The 23,277-nt window shown below is 72.1% G+C and carries 22 protein-coding genes; 11 read left to right on the top strand and 11 right to left on the bottom strand.

The features are described from left to right. Nucleotides 1-74 precede the first annotated feature (74 nt). From hflX to miaA, 6 genes are all read right to left on the bottom strand, one after another. Nucleotides 75-1,568 carry a GTPase HflX gene (gene hflX, locus ACFV6E_RS33915; RefSeq protein WP_385466948.1) on the bottom strand — a complete coding sequence of 498 codons (1,494 nt, stop codon included), beginning with the start codon at nt 1,566-1,568 and terminating at the stop codon, nt 75-77. Between the two features lie 252 nt (nt 1,569-1,820). Next, entirely contained in the window at nt 1,821-3,287 is a 1,467-nt protein-coding gene (locus ACFV6E_RS33910) for a M1 family metallopeptidase (protein WP_385164730.1), read from the bottom strand. Between the two features lie 296 nt (nt 3,288-3,583). Then, nucleotides 3,584-5,836 carry a RelA/SpoT family protein gene (locus tag ACFV6E_RS33905; RefSeq protein WP_385164727.1) on the bottom strand — a complete coding sequence of 751 codons (2,253 nt, stop codon included), beginning with the start codon at nt 5,834-5,836 and terminating at the stop codon, nt 3,584-3,586. 270 nt (nt 5,837-6,106) lie between these two features. Beyond that, the gene (gene dapF / locus ACFV6E_RS33900; RefSeq protein ID WP_385164724.1) at nt 6,107-7,012 is read right to left on the bottom strand and encodes a diaminopimelate epimerase; all 906 of its coding nucleotides are present in this window, start codon (nt 7,010-7,012) and stop codon (nt 6,107-6,109) included. 182 nt (nt 7,013-7,194) lie between these two features. Further along, nucleotides 7,195-7,704, bottom strand: coding sequence for a hypothetical protein (locus ACFV6E_RS33895; RefSeq protein ID WP_385164745.1), 510 nt, complete (start codon nt 7,702-7,704; stop codon nt 7,195-7,197). 107 nt (nt 7,705-7,811) lie between these two features. Further along, the gene (miaA, locus tag ACFV6E_RS33890) at nt 7,812-8,750 is read right to left on the bottom strand and encodes a tRNA (adenosine(37)-N6)-dimethylallyltransferase MiaA (RefSeq protein WP_385466944.1); all 939 of its coding nucleotides are present in this window, start codon (nt 8,748-8,750) and stop codon (nt 7,812-7,814) included. A 181-nt stretch (nt 8,751-8,931) separates the two neighbouring features. On the opposite strand from miaA, the gene ACFV6E_RS33885 reads away from it, so the two are divergent. Then, complete coding sequence (locus tag ACFV6E_RS33885) at nt 8,932-9,294, top strand: hypothetical protein (protein WP_385466941.1); 363 nt, start codon at nt 8,932-8,934, stop codon at nt 9,292-9,294. 24 nt (nt 9,295-9,318) lie between these two features. Continuing rightward, nucleotides 9,319-9,588: an antitoxin gene (locus ACFV6E_RS33880; RefSeq protein ID WP_385164717.1), complete on the top strand. Its 270-nt coding sequence runs from the start codon at nt 9,319-9,321 to the stop codon at nt 9,586-9,588. Nucleotides 9,589-9,665: 77 nt separating this feature from the next. Here ACFV6E_RS33880 and ACFV6E_RS33875 read toward each other — a convergent pair whose 3' ends face one another. The 3 genes from ACFV6E_RS33875 to ACFV6E_RS33865 form a co-directional block, all read right to left on the bottom strand. Then, nucleotides 9,666-10,385, bottom strand: a complete 720-nt coding sequence (locus tag ACFV6E_RS33875; protein ID WP_385466938.1) for a class III extradiol dioxygenase subunit B-like domain-containing protein — start codon at nt 10,383-10,385, stop codon at nt 9,666-9,668. Nucleotides 10,386-10,531: 146 nt separating this feature from the next. Then, complete coding sequence (miaB, locus tag ACFV6E_RS33870; RefSeq protein WP_385164711.1) at nt 10,532-12,058, bottom strand: tRNA (N6-isopentenyl adenosine(37)-C2)-methylthiotransferase MiaB; 1,527 nt, start codon at nt 12,056-12,058, stop codon at nt 10,532-10,534. Nucleotides 12,059-12,108: 50 nt separating this feature from the next. Continuing rightward, nucleotides 12,109-12,549 (bottom strand): MazG nucleotide pyrophosphohydrolase domain-containing protein, encoded by a 441-nt coding sequence (locus ACFV6E_RS33865; protein WP_385466935.1) that lies wholly within the window; start codon nt 12,547-12,549, stop codon nt 12,109-12,111. 353 nt (nt 12,550-12,902) lie between these two features. Here ACFV6E_RS33865 and ACFV6E_RS33860 point away from each other — a divergent pair, with 353 nt between their 5' ends. After that, complete coding sequence (locus tag ACFV6E_RS33860) at nt 12,903-13,901, top strand: TAXI family TRAP transporter solute-binding subunit (protein ID WP_385466932.1); 999 nt, start codon at nt 12,903-12,905, stop codon at nt 13,899-13,901. 19 nt (nt 13,902-13,920) lie between these two features. On the opposite strand, the gene ACFV6E_RS33855 is transcribed toward ACFV6E_RS33860, so the two are convergent. Then, nucleotides 13,921-15,357: an ATP-binding protein gene (locus ACFV6E_RS33855; RefSeq protein WP_385164705.1), complete on the bottom strand. Its 1,437-nt coding sequence runs from the start codon at nt 15,355-15,357 to the stop codon at nt 13,921-13,923. Between the two features lie 9 nt (nt 15,358-15,366). Continuing rightward, nucleotides 15,367-16,053 carry a response regulator transcription factor gene (locus tag ACFV6E_RS33850; RefSeq protein ID WP_385466929.1) on the bottom strand — a complete coding sequence of 229 codons (687 nt, stop codon included), beginning with the start codon at nt 16,051-16,053 and terminating at the stop codon, nt 15,367-15,369. Nucleotides 16,054-16,352: 299 nt separating this feature from the next. Between ACFV6E_RS33850 and ACFV6E_RS33845 the strand changes: the two genes are divergently transcribed. The 8 genes from ACFV6E_RS33845 (at nt 16,353) to ACFV6E_RS33810 (ending at nt 23,191) form a co-directional block, all read left to right on the top strand. Then, the gene (locus ACFV6E_RS33845) at nt 16,353-17,129 is read left to right on the top strand and encodes an amino acid ABC transporter ATP-binding protein (protein WP_385164700.1); all 777 of its coding nucleotides are present in this window, start codon (nt 16,353-16,355) and stop codon (nt 17,127-17,129) included. Between the two features lie 62 nt (nt 17,130-17,191). Next, a complete protein-coding gene (locus ACFV6E_RS33840; RefSeq protein WP_385164697.1) occupies nt 17,192-18,034 on the top strand; it encodes a glutamate ABC transporter substrate-binding protein in 843 nt (280 codons plus the stop codon). A gap of 86 nt (nt 18,035-18,120) precedes the next feature. Beyond that, nucleotides 18,121-18,786 carry an amino acid ABC transporter permease gene (locus ACFV6E_RS33835; protein WP_385164694.1) on the top strand — a complete coding sequence of 222 codons (666 nt, stop codon included), beginning with the start codon at nt 18,121-18,123 and terminating at the stop codon, nt 18,784-18,786. Then, nucleotides 18,783-19,670, top strand: coding sequence for an amino acid ABC transporter permease (locus tag ACFV6E_RS33830; protein WP_385164691.1), 888 nt, complete (start codon nt 18,783-18,785; stop codon nt 19,668-19,670). Before ACFV6E_RS33835 ends, ACFV6E_RS33830 begins: the two co-directional genes overlap by 4 nt. Nucleotides 19,671-19,845: 175 nt before the next feature. Further along, nucleotides 19,846-21,726: an FAD-dependent monooxygenase gene (locus ACFV6E_RS33825; RefSeq protein ID WP_385466926.1), complete on the top strand. Its 1,881-nt coding sequence runs from the start codon at nt 19,846-19,848 to the stop codon at nt 21,724-21,726. Between the two features lie 57 nt (nt 21,727-21,783). After that, the gene (locus ACFV6E_RS33820) at nt 21,784-22,152 is read left to right on the top strand and encodes a putative leader peptide (RefSeq protein ID WP_385466923.1); all 369 of its coding nucleotides are present in this window, start codon (nt 21,784-21,786) and stop codon (nt 22,150-22,152) included. Nucleotides 22,153-22,253: 101 nt separating this feature from the next. After that, entirely contained in the window at nt 22,254-22,796 is a 543-nt protein-coding gene (locus tag ACFV6E_RS33815) for a cysteine dioxygenase (protein ID WP_385164685.1), read from the top strand. After that, nucleotides 22,793-23,191: a rhodanese-like domain-containing protein gene (locus ACFV6E_RS33810; RefSeq protein WP_385466920.1), complete on the top strand. Its 399-nt coding sequence runs from the start codon at nt 22,793-22,795 to the stop codon at nt 23,189-23,191. Before ACFV6E_RS33815 ends, ACFV6E_RS33810 begins: the two co-directional genes overlap by 4 nt. Nucleotides 23,192-23,277 lie beyond the last annotated feature (86 nt).

Genomic DNA, 23,277 nt, shown 5'->3' with positions numbered 1-23,277 from the left:
GCCCGCCCCCGATCGCCGGGGGCGGGCCTTCGGTCTGTGCGTGCGGGCCGTTGTGCGTGCGGTGCGCGCGCCGGTCAGGCGGCCGGGGCGGGAACGTACGGCGCGAGGTCCGCCGCCAGCTCCTCGTGCACCCGGACCTTGAGCAGGGTGCCCTCCGGGGTGTGCTCCTCGGAGATCACCTCACCCTCGGTGTGCGCCCGGGCGACCAGCTTGCCGTGCGTGTACGGCACCAGCGCCTCGATCTCGACCGAGGGCCGCGGCAGCTCGTTGTCGATCAGGGCGCGCAGCTCGTCGATGCCCCGGCCACTGCGGGCCGAGACGGCGATGGAACGCTTCTCGATCCGCATCAGCCGCTGGAGCACCAGCGGGTCCGCGGCGTCCGCCTTGTTGATCACCACGATCTCGGGCACGTCCGTGGCGCCCACCTCGCGGATGACCTCGCGCACGGCGGCGAGCTGCTCCTCCGGGGCCGGGTGCGAGCCGTCCACCACGTGCAGGATCAGATCGGAGTCACCGACCTCCTCCATCGTGGAGCGGAATGCCTCGACCAGGTCGTGCGGCAGGTGGCGGACGAAGCCGACCGTGTCGGCCAGCGTGTAGAGCCGGCCGCTCGGGGTCTCGGCCCGGCGCACGGTCGGGTCGAGGGTCGCGAACAGCGCGTTCTCGACCAGGACGCCCGCGCCCGTAAGGCGGTTGAGCAGCGAGGACTTGCCCGCGTTGGTGTATCCGGCGATGGCCACCGACGGCACCTTGTGGCGCCGGCGCTCCTGGCGCTTGAGCTCGCGGCTCGTCTTCATCTCCGCGATCTCCCGGCGCATCCGCGCCATCTTCTCGCGGATCCGCCGCCGGTCCGTCTCGATCTTGGTCTCACCGGGACCACGGGTGGCGAGGCCGCCGCCCTTGCCGCCGCCCATCTGACGGGACAGCGACTGACCCCAGCCGCGCAGCCGCGGCAGCATGTACTGCATCTGCGCGAGCGCGACCTGCCGCTTGCCCTCCCTGGACTTCGCGTGCTGGGCGAAGATGTCCAGGATCAGCGCCGTACGGTCGATGACCTTGACCTTGACGACGTCCTCGAGGTGGATCAGCTGGCCGGGGCTCAGCTCGCCGTCGCAGATGACCGTGTCCGCGCCGGACTCGAGCACCATGTCCCGCAGCTCGTTGGCCTTGCCGGAACCGATGTACGTGGCCGCGTCAGGCTTGTCACGGCGCTGGACGACACCGTCGAGCACGAGCGCGCCCGCGGTCTCGGCGAGGGCGGCGAGCTCGGCCAGCGAGTTCTCCGCGTCGGTGACGGTGCCCGAGGTCCAGACGCCGACGAGTACGACGCGCTCCAGACGGAGCTGGCGGTACTCGACCTCGGTGACGTCCTGGAGCTCGGTGGACAGGCCCACGACACGGCGCAGGGCCGCGCGCTCGGAGCGGTCGAACTGCTCGCCGTCCCGCTCACCGTCGATCTCGTGGCTCCAGGCGACGTCCTCTTCCATCAGGGCATCGGACCGAAGACCCTCGGTGTAGTTCTGCACAGCGCTCAGTGCGGCCTGGGAAGAGGAAGAAGAGGAGGTCATTGGATCCTTACGTGTAGGCGGATGCGAAGGTGACGGACGTGGCCCGTCGAAAAGGACAACGCCCGAGGCCGCCAGGAGATTCCCACGGCCGCCGGGCGGCCGGGGCCTTGTCGTCGGCCTGCGCACGATGGTCGCACGGCACGCCCCGTCTCGTCACCCGACTTCTCGCCCGCGCCCTCGCGGCGCGCGAAGCCGTCCCTCCCGCGCACGCGGAGCCGTCCCTCCCGCGCTCGGGCGCCCTGTTCCGCGTTCCTAGCGCGCGGCGTCGCTCTTCCAGCCCGGGTGCCCCGGCATCGGCGGTGTCTTCGTGCCGTACAACCAGCCTCTGAAGAAGCCGCCGAGGTCGCGTCCGGAGATGCTGGAGGCGAGCGCCGTGAAGTCCGCCGTCGACGCCGTGCCGTCCTCGTGGAGGGCGACCCAGGACCGCTCCAGGCGCTCGAAGGCCGTGCGCCCGATTTCCTGCCGCAGGGCGTACAGCACCAGTGCGGACCCGTCGTAGACATTGGGCCGGAAGATGCCGATCTTCTGTCCCGACCTCGGTCCCTTCGGCTGCGCGGGCGGGCCCCCGGTGGCGCGCCAGGAGTCGGACAGGCGGTAGGCGGCCTTCATCCGGGTGTCCAGGGACCGGCCGCCCTTCTCCTGGGCATACAGGGCCTCGTACCAGGTGGCGTGCCCCTCGTTGAGCCACAGGTCGGACCAGGAGCGAGGGCTGACGCTGTCGCCGAACCACTGGTGCGACAGCTCGTGCACCATGATCGACTCGACGTACCACTTCGGGAAGGCCGGCTCGGTGAAGAGGCCCTTCTCGAACAGGGACAGCGTCTGCGTCTCCAGCTCGTAGCCGGTCTGCGCGTCGGCCATGAGCAGCCCGTACGTCTCGAAGGGGTACAGGCCGACCCTGCGCTCCATCCAGGCGATCTGCTCCGGGGTCTTCTTCAGCCACGGCTCCAGCGCGGCGCGGTCCTTCTTGGGGACGACGTCTCGGACGGGCAGCCCGTGCGGTCCGGTCCGGCGCAGCACCGCGGAGCGCCCGATCGACACCTGGGCCAGCTCGGTGGCCATGGGGTGCTCACTGCGATAGGTCCAGGTGGTGACACCGGCGCGCCGGTCCCGCCCCGCGGGCAGCCCGTTGGCGACCGCCGTGTAGCCGTCGGGGGCGGTGACGCGGATGGTGAAGCGCGCCTTGTCGGAGGGGTGGTCGTTGCACGGGAAGACCAGATGGGCGGCGTCCGCCTGGTTCGCCATGGCGAGCCCGTCCGTGGTCCGCACCCAGCCGCCGTCCTGCCCCTTGGCGTACACGGGGTCGCTGGTGTGCCGCACGGTGATGTGCAGCGCGCTCCCCGGGGGCAGCGGTGCACGCGGTACGAGCACCAGGTCCTCGCCCGCGGTCCGGAAGTCCACCGGTTCGCCGTTGATCTCGGCCGAGCGCACCGTGCCGTGCGAGAAGTCGAGGTTGACCCGGTCCAGCCGGGCGGTGGTCACGGCGTCGATACCGGTGACCGCCGCGAGCGGTTCACGGTTCCCGCCGGAGTAGCGGAAGTCCAGGTCGTACGAGGTCACGTCGTAACCGGGGTTCCCCAGGTGCGGGAAGAGACGGTCGCCGAGGCCCAGGGGCTCGGCCGGAGACGGCGCGCCCGCGGCGACGAGGCAGACGGAGACGGCGGAGGCCAGCAGTGCCGACGTCAGACGGCGGGGCCCGGATTGTGGGATGAGCGGCATGAACCACCGCTACCAGCGCACACGGGCGCGACGTCGGCGACTCGCGCCGGACCCACCCGAACGGGTTCGCGGCGGGACGCGCCGAGGGGGAGGCACGCGCGCGTGGGCCGTGCTTACCGGCGCGCGTGGAGCGGCCCCACCAAGGTACGCGCGCGTGGACCGGCCCCACCGGTGTACGCGCGAGTGCACCAGGCTCAGCACTACACGCGCGTGGACGTCGCTCACCGGTGCGCGCGTACCGCGCTGTTACCGCGGCACCCCGCCGCTCACTGCCCCGCCGCTCCTCATCCCGTCGCTCACCGCGCGGCAGCCGCCCGGTGCTGTGCGCGGCTGACGTCGTACACGCCGGGTACGTCGCGCATCGCGCGCATCAGGGCGGGCAGGTGGGCCGCGTCCGGGAGTTGCAGCGTGTACGTGTGGCGGACGCGCTGCTGGCTGGGCGGTTCGACGGTGGCGGAGACGATGGCGACGCCCTCCAGGGCGATGGCCTCGGTGAGGTCGGCGAGCAGGTGCGGCCTGCCGAACGATTCCGCGACCAGCGTGACGCGGCACTCGGTGGTGTCGCCCCAGCTCACCCCTACCTCCGGGCGGCCCACGTCCTTCATGCGCGCGACCGCGGCGCAGCCGCGCCGGTGCACGGTCACCACTCCCCCGCGGACGGCGAAGCCGGTGACCTCGTCGGGCGGTACGGGCGTACAGCAGCCGGCGAGGCGGACGGACGCGCCGGGCTGGTCGACGACGGCGTTGGCGGTGCCGGGGCGGGCGGCGGGCCCGTCGGCGGCCGGGCGGGGGGCCGCGGCGGGGGCGGCCTCCTGCTCGCGTCCCCCGGCGCGGCCGGCGCCGTCGGCGGCTTCCGTGGCGCGCGGCGCGGGGTGGGCGGCCAGGCGGCGCTGGATGGCGATGCGCGCGGCGGGCGTGTGCGCGTGCTCCAGCCACTCCCTGGAGGGCTCGGAGACGGGGTCCTGGCCCATGAGGAGCTGGACGGTGTCCCCGTCCCGCAGCACGGTGCTCAGCGTCGCCAGCCGGCCGTTGACGCGCGCGCCGATGCAGGCGTGCGCGTCCTCGCCGTACTGCGCGTAGGCGGCGTCCACGCAACTGGCGCCCGCCGGGAGGCCCAGCGAGCCGCCACCGGCCCGGAAGACGGTGATCTCCCGGTCCTGGGCGAGGTCCTCGCGCAGGGTCGACCAGAACGTGTCGGTGTCCGGCGCCGCCTCCTGCCAGTCGAGCAGGCGGGAGAGCCAGCCGGGCCTGGTGGGGTCGGCGCGCTCGCCGTCGCCGTCCGTCTGCTCCTCCGGCGGCGGCGCGTAGGGGTTGCCGAGCGCGATCACGCCGGCCTCGGCCGCCCGGTGCATCTGGTGTGTGCGGATGAGGACTTCGGCGACCTCGCCGTCCTCGCGCGCGACGGCCGTGTGCAGCGACTGGTACAGGTTGAACTTGGGGACGGCGATGAAGTCCTTGAACTCCGAGACCACCGGGGTGAAGCAGGTGTGCAGTTCGCCGAGCACCCCGTAGCAGTCGGCGTCCTCGCCGACCAGGACGAGCAGCCGCCCGAAGTCGGCGCCGCGCATCCGGCCGCGTTTGCGCGACACCCGGTGCACGGAGACGAAGTGCCGCGGCCGGATGAGGACTTCGGCCTGGATACCGGCCTCGCGCAGCACCGTGCGCACGTCCTCGGCGATCTCCGCGAGCGGGTCGCCGCCGTGCGCCGCGTTCTCGACGATCAGCTCCCGGGTGCGCTCGTACTCCTCGGGGTGCAGGATCGCGAAGACCAGGTCCTCCAGTTCGGTCTTCAGGGCCTGGACGCCGAGCCGTTCGGCGAGCGGGATGAGGACGTCGCGGGTCACCTTGGCGATGCGCTCCTGTTTCTCGGGGCGCATGACGCCCAGGGTGCGCATGTTGTGCAGCCGGTCGGCGAGTTTGATCGACATCACGCGGACGTCGTTGCCGGTGGCGACGAGCATCTTGCGGAAGGTCTCGGGCTCGGCGGCGGCTCCGTAGTCGACCTTCTCCAGCTTGGTGACGCCGTCGACCAGGTAGCAGACCTCGTCGCCGAACTCCTCGCGGACCTGATCGAGCGTCACCTCGGTGTCCTCGACCGTGTCGTGCAGCAGCGAGGCGGTCAATGTCGTGGTCTCGGCACCGAGTTCGGCGAGGATCAGGGTGACGGCCAGCGGGTGCGTGATGTACGGCTCGCCGCTCTTGCGCATCTGGCCGCGGTGCGAGGACTCGGCCAGCACGTACGCCCGGCGCAGCGGTTCCAGGTCGGCGTCGGCGTGGTGCGCGCGGTGGGCCTCGGCCACATGGCCGATCGCGTCGGGCAGCCGGTCGCGGGCGGCGGGGCCGAGCAGGGCGGCCCGGCCCAGGCGGCGCAGATCGATGCGCGGGCGGCCTCTCCGGCGGAGCGACGGGGACTTCCCCTGGGCGACCGCGCCCTCCCGCTCCAGCGACACCACGAGCGGCTCGGCGGCCGGGGCGCTGGGGACCGCTGGGGTCCTGGGGGACGACGTCACTGGGCCTGGCGTCGCGGAATTCGTCGCCTCCGCACTCATGGGCACCTCCGGCTGCGTAGACCGGCGGACGGGGTGCCCCAGGGCGTACACGGCTCGGGGGACGCTGTCGATCCCCCGTCCGGGCCGGTGCTTGATGCTACCGAGCCCACCACGCACCGCTGACCGCCTCTCGCCGAGCGTGAAACGGATCACCCATTCGAGCGACGTCGCAGGGGTTTACCGTTTCGATGTGTTCGGCAGGGCAAGGGTCGCGCCGTCCGGGAGCACGGCGCGGATGGTGAGGCATCGTACGACAGACCCGGCAGGCGCTCAGGCCCCGGCCGCGCGGAACCAGCCAGCGTCGATCTCGCCCTCCGCGACGATCACCGCGGGGCCCGTCATCTCGATCTCGCCGTCCGGGCGCTCGGTGATCACCAGCCTGCCGCCCGGGACGTCCACGGTGTACGTCGCCGGGACGCCCGTGACGGCCGGGTCGGCGCCGTCGCGTCTGGCCGCCGCCACGGCCACGGCGCAGGCGCCCGTGCCGCAGGAGCGGGTCTCGCCTGAGCCGCGCTCGTGCACCCGGAAGGCCACGTGCCCGGGGCCCCGGTCCACGACGAACTCCACGTTCACCCCGTCCGGGTAGACGGCCGCCGGGGTGAAGGGCGGCGGGGTGTACAGGTCGCCGGCGTGCGCGAGGTCGTCCACGAAGGCCACGGCGTGCGGGTTGCCCATGTTCACGTTGCGCGCGGGCCAGTGGCGGCCGCCGACGCTCACGGTCACCTCACCCTCGGGGAACGCGGCCCGGCCCATGCCGACGGTGATGTCCCCCTCGGCCTCGCCCGCACCGGAGCCGCTGCCGGCGTCGGCCTTGGCGATGTGCACGCGCTTGACGCCCCCGCGCGTGGCGATCGCGAGGTCCCCCTCGGTCACGAGCCCGGCCCGCTGGAGATAGCGGGCGAAGACCCGCACCCCGTTGCCGCACATCTCGGCGACCGAGCCGTCCCCGTTGCGGTAGTCCATGAACCACTCGGCCTCGGCCGCCATCGCGGTGGCCTCGGGGTGCGCGGCGGACCGCACGACGTGCAGCAGACCGTCGCCGCCGACGCCCGCGCGGCGGTCGCACAGCGCGGCGACGGCGGCCGGGGGCAGGTCGATGGCGTTCTCCGGGTCGGGGACGATGACGAAGTCGTTCTCGGTCCCGTGACCCTTGAGGAAGGCGATCCGCGTGCTCATGCCTCGATCGTACGGCGTGCGTACGACAGCCGACCGCGCTGTCCGGCGGGCGGACGGGAGGGCAGCTGTCCGGGACGGCAGGTGTGCGGGGACGACGGCGCGCGCGGATCCGGACGGCAGGTGTGCGGGGACGACGGTGCGCGCGGACCCGGGCCGGGCGGAGGGCGCGGACCGGTACGGGATCAGCGCAGGCGGGCCACGCGCCACACGGCGAGCACCGCCACCGCCGCGACCACCACGACGTACGCCGTCACGACCCGCCAGTCGGGGCGGCGTCCGGAGCCGCGCTGGGGCAGGCCCGGCCAGGTGGAGCCGACGCGGCGGGCGGCCATCATGCCCCAGCCCGCGGAGCAGGCGCAGATCAGCAGGCCGAGCATGGCGACCACGGCGCCGCCGTCACCGAACTCGAAGGCCAGCGGGAAGGCGAACATCAGCGAGCCGGTGGCCGCCAGCGCCACGATGGGGGCGAGCTGCCAGATCCGGAGCCTGCGCTGCGGGCGCAGCTCCACCTCGACCTCGGCCGCGGCGGACATCTCGCCCGGCGCGGGCCCGTCGGCGGTCACGCCGTCCGGCGCGTCCTCGGGACCGTCGGAGCTCAGCGGCTCGACGTCCGCCGCGAGCACCGGACGCTCCCCGCCCGGGTCGGCGCCGTGCTCGGTTTCTCGTGCAGTGTCGCGAGGGCCGGCCTCCATCGCCACGCGCCCTCCCAACTCGGACTTCACTGGTCGATCGAAGCTTGATGATGGCACGGCGCCGGAGGCCCGGATGACGGCCGGAGCGTCCCGATGCCATGACGTGATCAGGCTGTAACCGGTCGTTCGACCAACGCCAGCGCAAGCTGGGGAAGTTCTGTGACATCCGCCGCGGCACCACTGAGCCAGTGCACCCGCGGGTCGCGCCGGAACCACGAATCCTGACGGCGCGCGAAGCGCTTGGTGGCGCGTACGGTCTCGGCCCGCGCCTCGGCCTCGGTGCACTCCCCGGCGAGCGCCGCGAGCACCTGCTGGTACCCCAGCGCGCGCGATGCCGTACGCCCCGCGCGCAGCCCCTGCGTCTCCAGTCCGCGCACCTCGTCGACGAGCCCCGCCTCCCACATCCGGCCCACCCGGCGCGTGATGCGCTCGTCGAGCTCGGGGCGGGAGACGTCGACGCCGATCTGCACGGTGTCGTAGACCGAGTCGTGGCCGGGAAGGTTGGCGGTGAAGGGCTTGCCGGTGATCTCGATGACCTCCAGGGCGCGGACGATGCGGCGCCCGTTGCTGGGCAGGATCGCGTGCGCGGCCTCGGGGTCGGCGGCGGCGAGCCGGGCGTGCAGGGCGCCCGAACCGCGGAGGGTGAGCTCCTCCTCCAGGCGCGCCCGCACCTCGGGGTCGGTCCCGGGGAACTCCAGGTTGTCGACGGCCCCGCGCACGTAGAGGCCGGAGCCGCCCACCAGGATCGGCCAGCGGCCGTCGGCGAGCAGCGCGTCGATGCGGGAGCGTGCCAGCCGCTGGTACTCGGCGACACTCGCGGTGACCGTCACGTCCCAGATGTCCAGGAGGTGGTGCGGGATGTCGCCGCGCTCCTCGGGCGTCAGTTTCGCGGTGCCGATGTCCATCCCTCGGTACAGCTGCATGGAGTCGGCGTTGACGACCTCGCCGCCGAGACGCCGGGCCAGGAATACGCCGAGATCGGACTTTCCGGCCGCGGTCGGTCCGACGACGGCGATGACGCGGGGGGCGAGGGGTGCGCTGCTCACCGCCCCAGTCTCGCAAACATCACGGCCTCTTCACGAATGAGCTACGTGACGCGGGACGCCCGGAGTCGTTGCCTGTTGCGAGGTTTCAGCCGCCGGTTCGAGCGCCGGTCACCCGGGCGACGCAAACGGACGCACCGGTCGACGCGGGATTTCGCCCGCACGAGTAATGTATGGAGTGGATATGGGTGTTTTTGCACGGCTTCTCCGGAAGTCGAAGGCTACGGAGGAGGCGTCGGCCGCCGAGGCGGAGGCCGGTACAGCGACGGCCGGGGCCGCGGCCGATGTGACGGAGGCGGCGAAGAATGCAGAGGAGGCGCAGCCCGTGCCGGTGAAGACCTCACCCGAAGCCGCGACCGGGGCCGGGACCAACGCCGATACCGATATCGATGCCGACGCCGATGCCGATACCGGCACGGGGACTGCGGCCGAGGCTCCGGCGGAACAGGCCGCCGAGGCCGTCGCGCCGGACGGGCTGGACATCCCCAAGCAGCAGTCCGCCGACGAGGCCGCCGACAGTGAGGCCGGCGAAAGCGCCCGCAAATAACGGCCCCGCGCGGGAAGGTGCACCATGGGTCTCCTGGACAATTTGAAAGCCAAACTCGGCCCGGCCAAGGGCAGGGTCTCCGACCTCGCGCAGCAGCACGGGGGCAAGATCCACAGCGGTCTGGACAAGGCCGCGCGGATGGCCGACGAGAGGACCAAGGGCAAGTACAGCGACAGGATCCAGACGGGCACCGGCAAGGCGAAGGACGCCCTGGACCGGCTCGCGCACGAGGACGGTCACGGCACCGCCCACCGGACGGACGGACCGGACGGGCCGCCGCCCCCGACGTCCTGACGGAGTCCGACGGCGGACGGCCGAGGAGCACTGCCGGCTCCCGGCCGTCCGCCGTTTTCGTGTCCTCCGCGCGCCGGCTACGACCAGGCCGCCACCAGGTAGCCGACCCCGTACGGGGCGTCGTCGTACAGCAGGCTGCCGCCCAGTCCCGCGCCCTCCGCGGCGCCCGCGAGAACCTGCCAGCAGGACCGCCCTGACGCCTTGAGCTCGTGCGCGAGCTCGGCGTCCAGGGCCTTGAGGGCGGCCACGTCCGCCGCGGCCAGCGCGCGGGCCACCCCGGCGTCGAAGCCCTCCGCCCGCTCGTCGAGATAGCCCGGCGCCTTGACCGTCCGGCACGCGCTGGCGTCCCCCATCACCAGCAGCGCCATCCGGTCCGCCCGTACGGCGAGCTGTCCGCCCACCTCGACGCACCGCTCCGCGGCCAGCGGCTCGCCCACGCCCAGGCCCTCCACAGGGGCGTCGGCCCAGCCCGCGCGGTCCAGCAGCCAGGCGGCCACGGACAGCGAGGGCGGCAGCTCCCGCCCGGGCTCCCCCGCCTCCGTCACGGCTCCGGGCAGCCGTACGTCCAGATCGACGCCGAAGCCGCGGAACGTGCCGCGCGCACCGGCCGGGTGCGGGCCCCGCCCGCTCCGCCCGGCCGGACCGAGGACGATCAGCCGGTCGGGACGGGCCGCGGCGAGCACGCCGAGCGCGTCCGCGCACGCGGCACGCGCGGCGTCCAGCTCGGGTGCCGCGCCCGCGGCCACCCGGGGCACGAGCAGGGGCGGACAGGGGCAGACGGCGGCGGCTACAAGCATGATCCGCAGCGTACGCGCCCGGACCGTGACCGCCGGTCCGCCGTCGCCCGCTCCCCCGTGAGCGCGCGTGTCCCGCTCGGCCGGGTCCTGCGGTGAGCATCACGTGTCCCGCTCTGCCGGGTCCTGCCGGTCGCGGGCCGTGTGCGTCAGTCGCAGCCGCAGCCGCTGCCCGTGGCGGCCGGCAGCGGGGCGGGGACGCCGATCCTGGGGAGTCCCAGCATGACGCCCGCGGGCTTCGCGGCCTCGGCGGCGTTGCGCTTGTCCCAGGCGTCGCCCGCGCGCGTGGGACGCACGTTCAGGACCGGGCCCTCGGCGAGCAGGTGGTGCGGCGCCGCGTAGGTGATCTCGACGGTGACGACGTCCCCGGGGCGCACCTCCTGGTCCGGCTTGGTGAAGTGCACCAGGCGGTTGTCGGGGGCGCGGCCCGACAGGCGGTGGGTGGCGCCGTCCTTGCGGCCCTCGCCCTCGGCGACCATCAGCTCCAGGGTGCGGCCGACCTGCTTCTTGTTCTCCTCCCAGGAGATCTCCTCCTGGAGGGCGACGAGACGCTCGTAGCGCGCCTGGACGACCTCCTTGGGGATCTGGTTCTCCATGGTGGCCGCCGGGGTGCCGGGGCGCTTGGAGTACTGGAACGTGAACGCCTGGGAGAAGCGGGCCTCACGGACCACGTGCAGCGTCTGCTCGAAGTCCTCCTCGGTCTCGCCGGGGAAGCCCACGATGATGTCGGTGGTGATCGCCGCGTGCGGGATGGCGGCCCGCACCTTCTCGATGATCCCCAGGTAGCGCTCCTGGCGGTAGGAGCGGCGCATCGCCTTCAGGACGGTGTCCGAGCCGGACTGCAGCGGCATGTGGAGCTGCGGCATCACGTTCGGCGTCCCGGCCATGGCGGCGATCACGTCGTCCGTGAAGTCGCGCGGGTGCGGCGAGGTGAAGCGGACCCGCTCAAGGCCGTCGATCTGCCCGCAGGCCCGCAGCAGCTTGCTGAACGCCTCGCGGTCGCCGATGTCGGAGCCGTACGCGTTGACGTTCTGGCCGAGCAGGGTGATCTCGCTGACGCCCTCGCCGACCAGGGCCTCGATCTCGGCGAGGATGTCGCCGGTTCTGCGGTCCTTCTCCTTGCCGCGCAGCGCCGGGACGATGCAGAACGTACAGGTGTTGTTGCAGCCGACGGAGATCGAGACCCAGGCGGCGTACGCGCTCTCGCGGCGGGTGGGCAGCGTGGACGGGAACGCCTCCAGGGACTCGGCGATCTCGACCTGCGCCTCCTCCTGGACGCGGGCGCGCTCCAGGAGGACCGGCAGCTTGCCGATGTTGTGCGTGCCGAAGACGACGTCCACCCAGGGCGCCTTCTTCACGATGGTGTCGCGGTCCTTCTGGGCCAGGCAGCCGCCGACGGCGATCTGCATCCCGGGGCGCCGGGTCTTCATCGGGGCGAGCCGGCCGAGGTTGCCGTAGAGCCGGTTGTCGGCGTTCTCCCGGACCGCGCAGGTGTTGAAGACGACGACGTCCGCGTCACCGTCCGAGCCCTCGGGAGCGCGGACGTAACCGGCGTCCTCCAGCAGTCCGGAGAGCCGCTCGGAGTCGTGGACGTTCATCTGGCACCCGTAGGTGCGCACTTCGTAGGTCTTGGATTCCTGAACGCCCACTGCCTGGCTCCGGTCGCTGCTGCTCATGTGACAAGGGTAGGCGGTGCCCGGAGCGACTCCTGTCGCGCGTCCCGGGGCTACCCCTTCGCGGGCTCCCAGCCCTGGCGGCGCAGGATCGCGGCGACGTCCGGGGCGCGGTAGTGGTCCCCCTTGAGGACCTTGCCGTCCGCGCGGCGGGCGACCGAGCCGTCGGGCCCCACCTTCGTCATGTTGGCGCGGTGGATCTCGGCGATCACCGCGTCGAGGTCGATGCCGTGCACGAGGGCGGTGCCGTACGCCACGTACACGACGTCGGCGAGCTCGTGCGCCAGCCGGTCCAGCGGGCCGTCGACGGACACCTCGGCGACCTCGGCCGCCTCCTCGGCCAGCAGTTCCCCGCGATGGGCGGCCAGCTCCGGGGAGACCTCGGCCGGCACCGTACGGGCGTCGAGGCCGAAGGCCAGGTGGAAGGCGCGGACCAGGGAGGCGGGCGAGGGGACGGCGGGGGAAGAGTCGGGAGAGGCGGGAGACGGCTGCATCCGGCGATCCTAACGACGCGCCCGCCCGCACCGGTCCCGGTTCGTTGCCGGTGGCCGTGCGCGGCCCCGGGCCCCGCCGGTGGCTGTCCGCGGCCCCGGGCCCCGCCGGTGGCTGTCCGCGGCCCCGGTTCCCTGCCGGTGGCTGTCCGCGGCCCCGGTTCCCTGCCGGTGGCTGTCCGCGGCCCCGATCCCTTGCCGGTGGCACCCGCGGCTCCGGACCCCCGCCGGTGGCTGTCCGCGGCCCCGATCCCTTGCCGGTGGCACCCGCGGCTCCGGACCCCTGCCGGTGGCTGTCCGCGGTCCCGGGACGCCGCCCCTGGTCACCGGGGGGCCCGGCTGGCAGGATCGCGCCCATGGTCCAGGCATTCCCGCGCATCGGCAGACGTTCCGCACTGCTCGGCTCGGCGGCCGCGTTCGTGGTCTTCGCGCTGCTGCTCTGGTGGCTGCTCCCGCTGGGCGAGAAGTCCCCGGGGGGACGGATCACCTTCAGCACCGGGACGGTGACGGGGGTGTACCAGACCTACGGGGACCTGCTCCAGGAGGCCGCCGCCAAGGACATGCCCCGGCTCGACATGCGGCTGTGGACCAGCGACGGATCGCAGCAGAACGTGCAGCGGGTGGCCACCGGGAAGGCCGATTTCACCATCGCCGCGGCCGACGCGGTGCAGACGTACATCGCGGAGGACAAGCCGGGCGCGGACACGCTGCGCGGCTGCGCCCGCCTCTATGACGACTACGTGCACCTGGTGGTGCCGCGGTCGTCGCCGGTGCAGTCGGTGGCCGATCTGAAGGGCAGGCGGGTGGCCGTGGGTCCGGCCGGCTCCGGGGTGCGGCTGATCGCGGACAACGTGCTCAAGGCGGCCGGCCTGAATCCGCACAAGGACATCGAGCCGCTGCCCGACGGCATAAGCACCATGCCCGGGCTGCTGGAGCACCACGAGATCGACGCGTTCTTCTGGTCGGGCGGGCTGCCGACGAGCGCCGTGTCGAAGCTGTCGGAGAGGTTCGACATCCGGCTGGTCCCGATCGGCACCGACATCGCCGAGGAGCTTCAGGAGCAGGGCGGCGCCTCCCTGTACTACCGGCCCGCGGTGATGCCCGCCACGGCCTACACGGAGGCCCAGCAGGGCGCCACCGTGCAGACCCTCGCGGTGGCGAACCTCCTCATCACGCGCGCGGACATGGACACCGACCTCACGGAGGAGCTGACCCGCACGGTGATCGACAGCCGGGACGGGATCGGCCACAAGGTGCACGCGGCGCAATTCGTGGACCTGCGGACCGCCTTGTACACCGATCCCGTCGAGCTGCACGAGGGAGCGTCGCGCTACTACCGGTCCGTGAAGCCGTAGCAGCCCGCTCCGGGGGCCGTCACCGCGCGGGAGCGGCTCCGTCGGGACCGGCGGCGGCCGGCTCCGTACGCGGCACGGTGACGGTCACCTCAAGGCCGTGTGGCTCGTGCCGGGCGTACCCGATCGAGCCGCCGCCCGCCGCGAGCAGCGCCCGGCAGATGGACAGGCCGAGGCCCGACCCCTTGACGTTCTGGTGGGCGGCGCTGCGCCAGAAGCGGTCGCCGATGCGGGCGAGCTCCTCGTCGGTGAGCCCGGGGCCGCCGTCGGTGACGACGATCGTCGACGTCTCGCCGTTCGACCCGACCGTGACCCGAACGCTCTCGCTCTCGGGCGAGAACTTCAGGGCGTTGTCGATCACCGCGTCCAGGGCGCTGGACAGCGTGACCGGGTCGGCCCAGGCGGTGGTGGCCGGGCAACTGCCGCTCAGCCGGACGCCCTTGCTGTCGGCCACCGGCTGCCAGGCCGCGACCCGCTCTGCCGCCAGCTCCCCGATGTCGGTCAGCCGCAGGTGCGCCTCGGCGTGCTCGGCCAGTGCCAGGTCGAGCAGGTCGTCGAGGACCTGGGCCAGGCGCTTGCCCTCGGTGCGGACGGAAGCGATCTCCTCATTGCCCTCCGGCAGTTCCAGTGCGAGCAGTTCTATGCGCAGCAGCAGCGCCGCGAGGGGGTTGCGCAGCTGGTGCGAGGCGTCGGCGACGAAGGCGCGCTGCTGCTCCAGGACGTCCTCGACGTTGTCGGCCATCTCGTTGAACGAGCGGGCCAGGCGTCTGAGTTCCGGCGGGCCGCCGGCGGCCGCGACCCGCGACTTCAGGCGTCCGGTGGCGATGTCGTGGGTGGTCGCGTCCAGCACCCGTACGGGCTTCAGGACCCAGCCGGTCAGGCGGAGCGCGGCGCCGACGGCCAGCAGCATCGCGGCGATCTCGCCCGCCCCGATCAGCAGCCAGCCGTGCAGGGTCTTCGACCGCATCTGGCCGGTGGGCGAGTCGGTGACGACGACCGCGATGACGTCGCCGTCGCGGATGACCGGGGAGGCGACGACGAGCCGTCCGCGCTGCCACGGCCAGACCTGTTCGGGGTCGTGGCTGCGGCGCCCGAGGAACGCCTCGTCGAACGCGTCCCTGGCGTCGCCCTTCTGAGACGGGAACCAGCTCTGCGGCGCGTTGGCCATGGGCTCCTTGTTGCGGTAGAAGACGCCCGCCTTGATGCCGTAGACGCGGTTGTAGGTCTCGAGCTCCTTGCGCAGGGTCTCGCCGCGCTCGTCGATGGTGCCCACCCGGGAGCCCGTGGGGCGGTCGGTGACGAACTGGGCGAGAGCGGCGAACCGCGCGGTGTCGTCGATCCGGTCGACGACCACCTTCTGCTGCTGCGCGGCCGCCACGCTGGTGGCCAGCGGGACGCCGAGCGCGAGCAGCACGGCCGCCATCAGGACGATGAGCAGCGGGAGGAGACGCGTGCGCACCGGTGCCCGCTACGCCGCGGGGGCGACGAGCCGGTAGCCGACGCCGCGCACCGTCTCGATCAGCGCCGGCATCCGCAGCTTGGAACGCAGCGAGGCGACGTGCACCTCCAGGGTGCGCCCCGTGCCCTCCCAACTGGTGCGCCACACCTCGCTGATGATCTGTTCCCGGCGGAAGACCACGCCGGGGCGCTGGGCCAGCAGCGCGAGCAGGTCGAACTCCTTGCGGGTGAGCTGGACGACGGAGCCGTCGACGCTGACCTGCCGGGTGGGCAGCTCGATCCGTACGGAGCCGAGCCTGAGGGCGCCGTCGCCGGGCGCGGCGGAGTCCTCGGCGACGCTGCGCCGGCTGACGGCGTGGATACGGGCCAGCAGTTCGCCGGTGTCGTAGGGCTTGACCACGTAGTCGTCCGCGCCCAGGTTGAGGCCGTGGATCCGGGAACGCACGTCCGCGCGCGCGGTAACCATGATCACCGGTGTGCCGGTCAGCTTCCTGATCTTGCCGCAGACCTCGTAGCCGTCCTGGTCGGGCAGGCCGAGATCGAGCAGGACCACACCGTAACCGGCGCCTTCGGGGACGAGCGCCTGGAGCGCCTCCTCACCGCTGCGGGCGTGCGTGACGTCGAAGCCGTGCCGGGCGAGCACGGCGGACAGGGCTGCGGCGACATGGTTGTCGTCCTCGACGAGGAGCAGTCTCACCCCGGCCCCCTCCGGTTCATGGTTCGTACGCGGTAGGCGTGTAGAAGTCGGTTTGCGAAAGAGCGGGCACGCGCGCGTGCACCATGGCAGTCACGCCGATCGGCCAGGACGGCGTCAAGAGGCTTCGGGTCGCCCACGGCTTCCGTTACCCAGCCGGTACGCGCTCCGGTCACGCCCGTCACACATAGTGTCGAGGCGCTATCAGATCGTTATGCTCAATTCTCGCTCAGATGTAATGACGCTGGTCGTACGGGGTCACTACTGTCCTCCGAAACCGAGGAGGACGGAGCCAAATAGCGATGACCGAAGTATCGGTGGCCAAGGACGCCGTGGCCGCGACCGACGAACTGGTCGTCCTGAAGAGCGTCAACAAGCACTTCGGCGCGTTGCACGTGCTCCAGGACATCGACCTGACGATCGCCCGGGGTGAAGTCGTCGTGGTCATCGGACCCTCCGGGTCCGGGAAGTCCACCCTGTGCCGCACCATCAACCGCCTGGAGACGATCGATTCGGGCGACATCCTGATAGACGGCGACCCGCTGCCCGCGGAGGGCAAGGCGCTGGCCCGGCACCGGGCCGACGTGGGCATGGTCTTCCAGTCCTTCAACCTCTTCGCGCACAAGACGGTGCTCGAGAACGTGATGCTGGGCCAGCTCAAGGTCCGCAAGGCCGACAAGAAGGCGGCCGAGGAGAAGGCCCGGGGGCTCCTGGACCGCGTCGGCGTCGGCACGCAGGCGGACAAGTACCCCGCGCAGCTCTCGGGCGGCCAGCAGCAGCGCGTGGCGATCGCACGGGCCCTGGCGATGGACCCGAAGGTCATGCTGTTCGACGAGCCGACCTCTGCGCTCGACCCGGAGATGATCAACGAGGTCCTGGAGGTCATGCAGCAACTCGCGCGTGACGGCATGACCATGGTCGTGGTCACCCACGAGATGGGCTTCGCCCGCTCGGCCGCGAACCGCGTGGTCTTCATGGCCGACGGCCGCATCGTCGAAGAGGCGGTCCCCGACCAGTTCTTCAGCAACCCCCGCAGCGACCGGGCCAAGGACTTCCTGTCGAAGATCCTGCACCACTGACGTCCGGCCCTTCTCCCCTTGTAGAAGGCCCGTATCTCTTCACCACCAAAAGGATGTTCACCATGAAGCTCCGCAAGGTCACCGCCGCTTCGGCCGCCGTGCTCGCGCTTGCCGTCACCGCCACCGCCTGCGGCTCGTCGGACGACGACAAGGGCGACGGCGGCTCCTCGGGCGGCAACTCGATCACGATCGGCATCAAGTTCGACCAGCCCGGCCTCGGCCAGAAGACGGCGGACGGCAAGTACACCGGCTTCGACGTCGACGTGGCCACGTACGTCGCCAAGCAGCTCGGCTACAGCGCCGACCAGATCCAGTGGAAGGAGGCGAAGAGCGCCGACCGCGAGACCATGCTCCAGCGCGGTGACGTCGACTTCATCGCCGCCACCTACTCGATCAACGACGAGCGCGAGCAGAAGGTCGACTTCGCGGGTCCGTACCTCCTCGCCCACCAGGACGTCCTGGTCCGCGCCGACGAGAAGGACATCAAGTCGCCCTCGGACCTGAACAGCAAGAAGCTCTGTTCGGTGGCCGGTTCGACGTCCGCGCAGAACGTCAAGGAGAAGCTGGCGCCGAAGGCCCAGCTCCAGCAGTACCAGACGTACTCGCAGTGCCTCACCGGCCTGGAGAACGGCGCCATCGACGCGCTGACCACCGACGACTCGATCCTCGCCGGCTACGCCGCGCAGGCGAACTTCAAGGGCAAGTTCAAGCTCGGCGGCTTCAAGATGACGAACGAAAACTACGGCATCGGCGTCAAGAAGGGCAGCGATCTCAAGGCGAAGATCAACACCGCCCTGGAGAAGATGGTCTCCGACAAGTCGTGGGACAAGGCCGTCGAGGCCAACTTCGGCCCGGCGAACTACAAGAACGAGCCCGCCCCGACCATCGGTGACATCAAGAAGTGACGTAGGGCCTGACAGGTGCGTCGTCCTCGGGGGGACGGCGCACCTGCCCGCAAGTGCCCTCCACAGATGCGGAAGCGCGGGAGATCGTGTTCGACTTTCTTGAAGGTTACGACCTGCTGGGAGCCTTCTGGGTGACGGTGCAGCTCACCCTGCTCTCGGCCGTCGGCTCTCTCATATGGGGAACCCTGCTGGCCGCCATGCGCGTCGGCCCGGTGCCCCTGATGCGCGGTTTCGGAACCGCCTACGTCAACATCGTCCGGAACATCCCGCTGACGGTGATCATCCTGTTCACCTCACTGGGACTGAACCAGACCCTCAGCATCAATCTGGGGGCGAGCGATTTCGACACCATCAACTTCCGGCTGGCCGTGCTCGGCCTGATCGCCTACACCTCGGCCTTCGTGTGCGAGGCGCTGCGGTCCGGCATCAACACGGTGCCCGTCGGACAGGCCGAGGCGGCGCGCGCCATCGGTCTGAACTTCACCCAGGTCCTGACGCTGGTCGTGCTGCCGCAGGCGTTCCGCTCGGTGATCGGCCCGCTGACCAACGTACTGATCGCGCTGACGAAGAACACCACGGTGGCCGCAGCGATCGGCGTCGCCGAAGCGGCCCTGCTGATGAAGGAGATGATCGAGAACGAGGCTCAGCTCATCCTCATCGCGGCCGTCTTCGCCTTCGGCTTCGTGTGTCTGACGCTGCCGACCGGCCTGATCCTCGGCTGGGTGGGCAAGAAGGTGGCGGTGAAGCGATGAGCTCGGTCCTCTACGACGCCCAGGGCCCCCGGGCCAAGCGGCGCAACTGGATCTACACGGCCGTGTTCACGGTCGCCTTCGTCGCCGTCGCCTGGTGGGTGATCACCAGCCTTGCCGACAAGCACCAGCTCGACTGGGAGAAGTGGAAGCCCTTCTTCACCGACTCCCGCGCGTATACGACGTACATCTGGCCGGGCCTGAAGAACACGCTCATCGCGGCCGCCCTGTCGATGGTGATCGCGCTTCCGCTCGGAGCGCTGCTCGGTATCGCGCGGCTCTCGGACCACGCCTGGGTGCGCGGTCCGGTCGCGGTGATCGTCGAGTTCTTCCGCGCCATCCCGGTGCTGATCCTGATGCTCTTCGCCCTGGCGCTCTACGCCGAGTACGCGACGGGCATCAGCTCGGACGACCGCCCCCTGTACGCGGTCGTCACCGGACTCGTGCTCTACAACGCGTCGGTGCTCGCGGAGATCGTCCGCGCGGGCATCCTGTCCCTGCCCAAGGGCCAGTCCGAGGCGGCCCAGGCCATCGGCCTGCGCAAGAACCAGGTGATGCGTTACATCCTGCTGCCGCAGTCCGTCACGGCCATGCTGCCGGCGATCGTCAGCCAGCTCGTCGTCATCGTGAAGGACACCGCGCTCGGCGGCGCGCTGCTCACCTTCTCGGAGCTGCTCGCGACCGTCAGCACGATGAGCGCTTTCTACGGCGCGAACACCATCGCGAGCTTCACCGTCGTCGCGCTGATCTACGTGGCGATCAACTTCGCGCTGACCACCTTCGCGAGCTGGCTCGAGGGCCGGCTGCGGCGGCGCAAGAAGTCGACGGGCGCGGTGCTCCCGCCGGCCGCGGTGGGCGGCACGGAGGCGACCGGAGCCGCAACCTGACGGGTTGTCACCCGTTTCGCCCCCTACGGAGGCAGTGGCGTGATCGCCACTGCCTCCGTCGCTTGACGAGAGCACCGGCAATGGGTTGCATACGTTCTGTGATCGTGCACCCTGCTCCAACTCTGTGTTCATGTAAGTCACCGAGGACTCCGCTCCGGGCAGGGGGCAGCACGTCATGGATCCGGTGATCATCGTCGGAGCGGGTCCCGTGGGTCTCACGCTCGCCCTTGCGCTGGCGCGCCAGCAGGTTCCCTCCATCGTCCTCGACGAGGGCCCCGGCAAGGACGAACAGCGCCCCGCGCGCACCGTCGTCCTCCGCGAGGACACCGCCGCGCTGGTCGAGCGGCTGGTCGGCTTCCCACTCGCCGAGGCCGGCTTCCGTTGGGCCGGATGGCGGTCCATGCGGCGCAAGCAGGTGATGCGCGAGATCCGGTTCGGCGCGGGGGGCCCGCAGGGCGCGGACGGCGCGGCGGACGGTCACAGCGGCGTGAGCGGCCACGGCGAGACGGGCGGGCCGGGAGGCCCGGGCGGCCCGGGGCACGCGCCGGATCCGGGAGTCTTCGGTGGCCGAGGCGGTCCGGGCGGCGACGGATACGGCTTCGGGACCGCGGGAAGCGCCGGGGCGGCGGAAGCAGGTCCCCAGGACGCGCAGGAAGCGGGGGTGGCGGCACCGCTGCACATCACCCAGCACGTGCTGACGGCCGCGCTGCGCCGGGCCATCGCCGGTGAGCGGCTGATCAAGGTCGCCGTGGACAGCCGGCTCGACTCGCTGGAGCAGGAGAGGTCCGGGGTCACCGCCCACACCCGCGGGCCCAAGGGGACCTGGTGGCGCGGCAGTTACCTGGTCGGCTGCGACGGGCCGCGCTCGACCGTGCGCAAGCTCAAGGACATCCGCTTCCCCGGGCGCACGGCCGTGGAACGGCACGCCGTGGCCGCCCTGCGCACCGAACTCCCCTGGCACGGCGAGGCCTTGCTGCACCGGCAGCCGCCCTGGCGGACCTCCGGGCCCTGGGCGGGCGAGGTGACCGGGCGTCCGCTGCCCGACGGCGTGTGGCGCCTGGACTGGCTGCTGCCGCCGCGCAACGAGCTGGTGACCCCGGACATGCTGCTCAGCCGCATCCAGGAGACCCTCGCGGGCTGGGCCGGCGACTCCGCGCCGCCGTACGAACTGCTCGACACCGGAGTCCACACCGTGCACCACCGGCTCGCCCGCCGGTGGCGGGCCGGCCGGGTCTTCCTCGCCGGGGACGCCGCGCACCTGCTCGGCGCGCTCGGCACCCAGGGCCTGGACGAGGGCCTGCGGGACGCCGACAACCTCGCCTGGAAACTGTCCCTGGCCTGGCACCACGGGCCGCACGAGGCCCTGCTCGACAGCTACCAGGCGGAGCGCCGCGCGGTGGTCGCGGCCCGGCTGCGCGCCGCCGACCAGGCCCTGCCGGTACTGCGCGGAGGCGGCGGCCTGCGCTCGTACGTGCCCGGGTCGGCGCGCGGACACGACGCGCTGCTCACCGACGGCCACCTGGGGCGCGGGCCGCTGGGCGCGCCGGGGACGTACGGCGATTCGCCGCTCGCGCCGCCGCGCGCCGAGTCCGCGGCCGCCGTCGGCACCGCCCCGGGCGCCCCGGTGACCGATGTCCGGGTGACCGCCGAGGACGGCTCCTTCGTCCGGCTGCGGGACCGGCTCGGACGGGCGGTGCTGCTCGTCCTGCTCATCGCCCCCGGGACCGGCGTCTGGGAGCGCAAGCACTGGGTGTCGGCCGGGATCATGCCCCGGCTCGCGGCCGCCGTGACCGCGCTGCCGCACCCCGCCGAACTGCTCGTCGCCGAGAGCTACCCGGGCGCGGCCGCGCACACCGTGCTACTGATCCGCCCCGACGGCCACCTGGTCACCGCGCTGAGCGGGGTACGGCCGGCCGATCTCTACGAGGCCGCGGAAGCGACGCTGGGCGGGGCGGCGCCGACGGACTCGGGTGCGGAGGCGGAGCCGGACGCGGGGGCGGGTCCGGGCGCGGGGGCCGACAGGGGGGCGGGGACGGCGGCGGGGAGCCGGAGGTGACTGGGCGGAGGGGACTGGAGGGGACTGGCCTGAGGTGAGGGTGCGGGGCCGGGTCCCATGGGGGGCGTGTTTTGGGATGGCGGGTCCCATGGGGGCGGGCATTGGGACGGCGGGTCCCATGGGGGCGGGCTTCGGGCTTCGGGCGTCGCGGCTCTGAGGGCGGGCTTTGGGCGTCGGCTGCGGGGGCCTGGGGATTTGGGCTGGTCAGGGCCGTGCGGGGTACGGCCCGGTCGGCGCGGGCGGGGCGCGGAACGGTCTTCCGCACGCGGCGCCCGACCGTGCGGTCCACATAGTGACAGTGAGTTGAACGGTCCGCAGGGTCGTGGTGTACTCCGGATCGTGACCGACACCTGCGTGCGCCTTTGGCGGAGGGTCCACATGGACCTCATCCGCTATGCGGGCTGCGTGTGTCGTCCGTCCTGTTGATTTCGCCGCTTTTCCTTCCTCGCGCGCCCCTTGGTGCGGTGCCGCGCGCTCCCACGCGAAAACTCAGGACGGTACCCGTGTCCGTATCACCCGCATCTCCCGTGTCCCCTGCTGTCCCCTCGACCGCCGCTGTGGCCGCCTCGGTGCCGGCGCAGGCGCCCACCCAAGCCGAACTGCTGGAGTTCGTCCGCCGCACGGCCGCCGACAGCGAGCTGATCGCCTCCCTGCCGCTCGATCCCGAGGGCCGCACCTGGGTGCGGCTCGACGGCCCCGGCGGCAGCGAGGCGTGGCTCATCGGCTGGCCGCCCGGCACCGGAACCGGCTGGCACGACCATGCCGAGTCGATCGGCGCCTTCCTCACCGCCGCGGGCGAGCTCAGCGAGAACGCGCTCGCCGCCCGGCTGCCCACCGACGGCTGGCAGACCCTGGAGCTGTCCGAAGGGGTGGACCGCGAGCGGCGGCTGCCCGCCGGAAAGGGACGCGCCTTCGGCCGTCATCATGTGCACGAGGTCCTCAACGAGACGGATACGCACGCCGTTTCCGTCCACGCGTACTATCCTCCACTGCCGCAGATCCGCCGGTACAGCCGTACCGGCCGGGTACTGCGTCTGGAGCAGGTCGAGCGTCCGGAGGACTGGCAGTGAGCGAGCGTTCCGAAGCGGTCGGTATCGACGACTTGCTGGAGCGGGTGCGCGCGGGACTCGACCGCGTGGAGGCCGAGGAGGCGTACCGCGCCTTGCAGGCCGACGAGGCGCTGCTCGTCGACATCCGCTACGAGGCCCTGCGCGCGCGGGACGGGCTGATCCCGGGCGCCCTCGTCGTCGAACGCAACGAACTGGAGTGGCGCCTCGACCCCAGGGGCAGCCACCGCGCTCCGGAGGCGACCAGCCATGACCTGCGGGTGGTGGTCGTCTGCAACGAGGGGTACGCGTCCAGCCTCGCGGCCGCGTCCCTGAAACAACTGGGGCTGCACCGGGCGACGGATCTGATCGGCGGTTTCCAGGCATGGCGGGCGGCCGGTCTTCCGGTGACGGCCTGAGCCCGAGCGACGGGCACCCCCTCCGACCGGTTGAAGGGACGCCCCTTCGATGCGGTGCGAGGGGGTGCCCCCTTCGACTTGGTGCG

It is taken from the genome of Streptomyces sp. NPDC059785 (assembly GCF_042732375.1).
Lineage (GTDB): Bacteria > Actinomycetota > Actinomycetes > Streptomycetales > Streptomycetaceae > Streptomyces.
The sequence above is the reverse complement of the archived record's forward strand: the minus strand, read 5'-3'. Positions and strand labels throughout refer to the sequence as shown.

Bases quoted from the DNA above. Each gene is read 5' to 3' on its own strand.
- ACFV6E_RS33885 (WP_385466941.1), top strand. From the start codon at position 8,932: ATGGGTGTTTTTGCACGGCTTCTCCGGAAGTCGAAGGCTACGGAGGAG.
- ACFV6E_RS33875 (WP_385466938.1), bottom strand. From the start codon at position 10,385: ATGCTTGTAGCCGCCGCCGTCTGCCCCTGTCCGCCCCTGCTCGTGCCC.
- ACFV6E_RS33845 (WP_385164700.1), top strand. From the start codon at position 16,353: ATGACCGAAGTATCGGTGGCCAAGGACGCCGTGGCCGCGACCGACGAA.
- ACFV6E_RS33910 (WP_385164730.1), bottom strand. From the start codon at position 3,287: ATGCCGCTCATCCCACAATCCGGGCCCCGCCGTCTGACGTCGGCACTG.
- ACFV6E_RS33825 (WP_385466926.1), top strand. From the start codon at position 19,846: ATGGATCCGGTGATCATCGTCGGAGCGGGTCCCGTGGGTCTCACGCTC.
- ACFV6E_RS33880 (WP_385164717.1), top strand. From the start codon at position 9,319: ATGGGTCTCCTGGACAATTTGAAAGCCAAACTCGGCCCGGCCAAGGGC.
- dapF (WP_385164724.1), bottom strand. From the start codon at position 7,012: ATGAGCACGCGGATCGCCTTCCTCAAGGGTCACGGGACCGAGAACGAC.
- ACFV6E_RS33860 (WP_385466932.1), top strand. From the start codon at position 12,903: ATGGTCCAGGCATTCCCGCGCATCGGCAGACGTTCCGCACTGCTCGGC.
- ACFV6E_RS33895 (WP_385164745.1), bottom strand. From the start codon at position 7,704: ATGGAGGCCGGCCCTCGCGACACTGCACGAGAAACCGAGCACGGCGCC.
- ACFV6E_RS33830 (WP_385164691.1), top strand. From the start codon at position 18,783: ATGAGCTCGGTCCTCTACGACGCCCAGGGCCCCCGGGCCAAGCGGCGC.
- hflX (WP_385466948.1), bottom strand. From the start codon at position 1,568: ATGACCTCCTCTTCTTCCTCTTCCCAGGCCGCACTGAGCGCTGTGCAG.
- ACFV6E_RS33840 (WP_385164697.1), top strand. From the start codon at position 17,192: ATGAAGCTCCGCAAGGTCACCGCCGCTTCGGCCGCCGTGCTCGCGCTT.
- ACFV6E_RS33865 (WP_385466935.1), bottom strand. From the start codon at position 12,549: ATGCAGCCGTCTCCCGCCTCTCCCGACTCTTCCCCCGCCGTCCCCTCG.
- ACFV6E_RS33820 (WP_385466923.1), top strand. From the start codon at position 21,784: ATGGGGGGCGTGTTTTGGGATGGCGGGTCCCATGGGGGCGGGCATTGG.
- ACFV6E_RS33905 (WP_385164727.1), bottom strand. From the start codon at position 5,836: ATGAGTGCGGAGGCGACGAATTCCGCGACGCCAGGCCCAGTGACGTCG.
- miaB (WP_385164711.1), bottom strand. From the start codon at position 12,058: ATGAGCAGCAGCGACCGGAGCCAGGCAGTGGGCGTTCAGGAATCCAAG.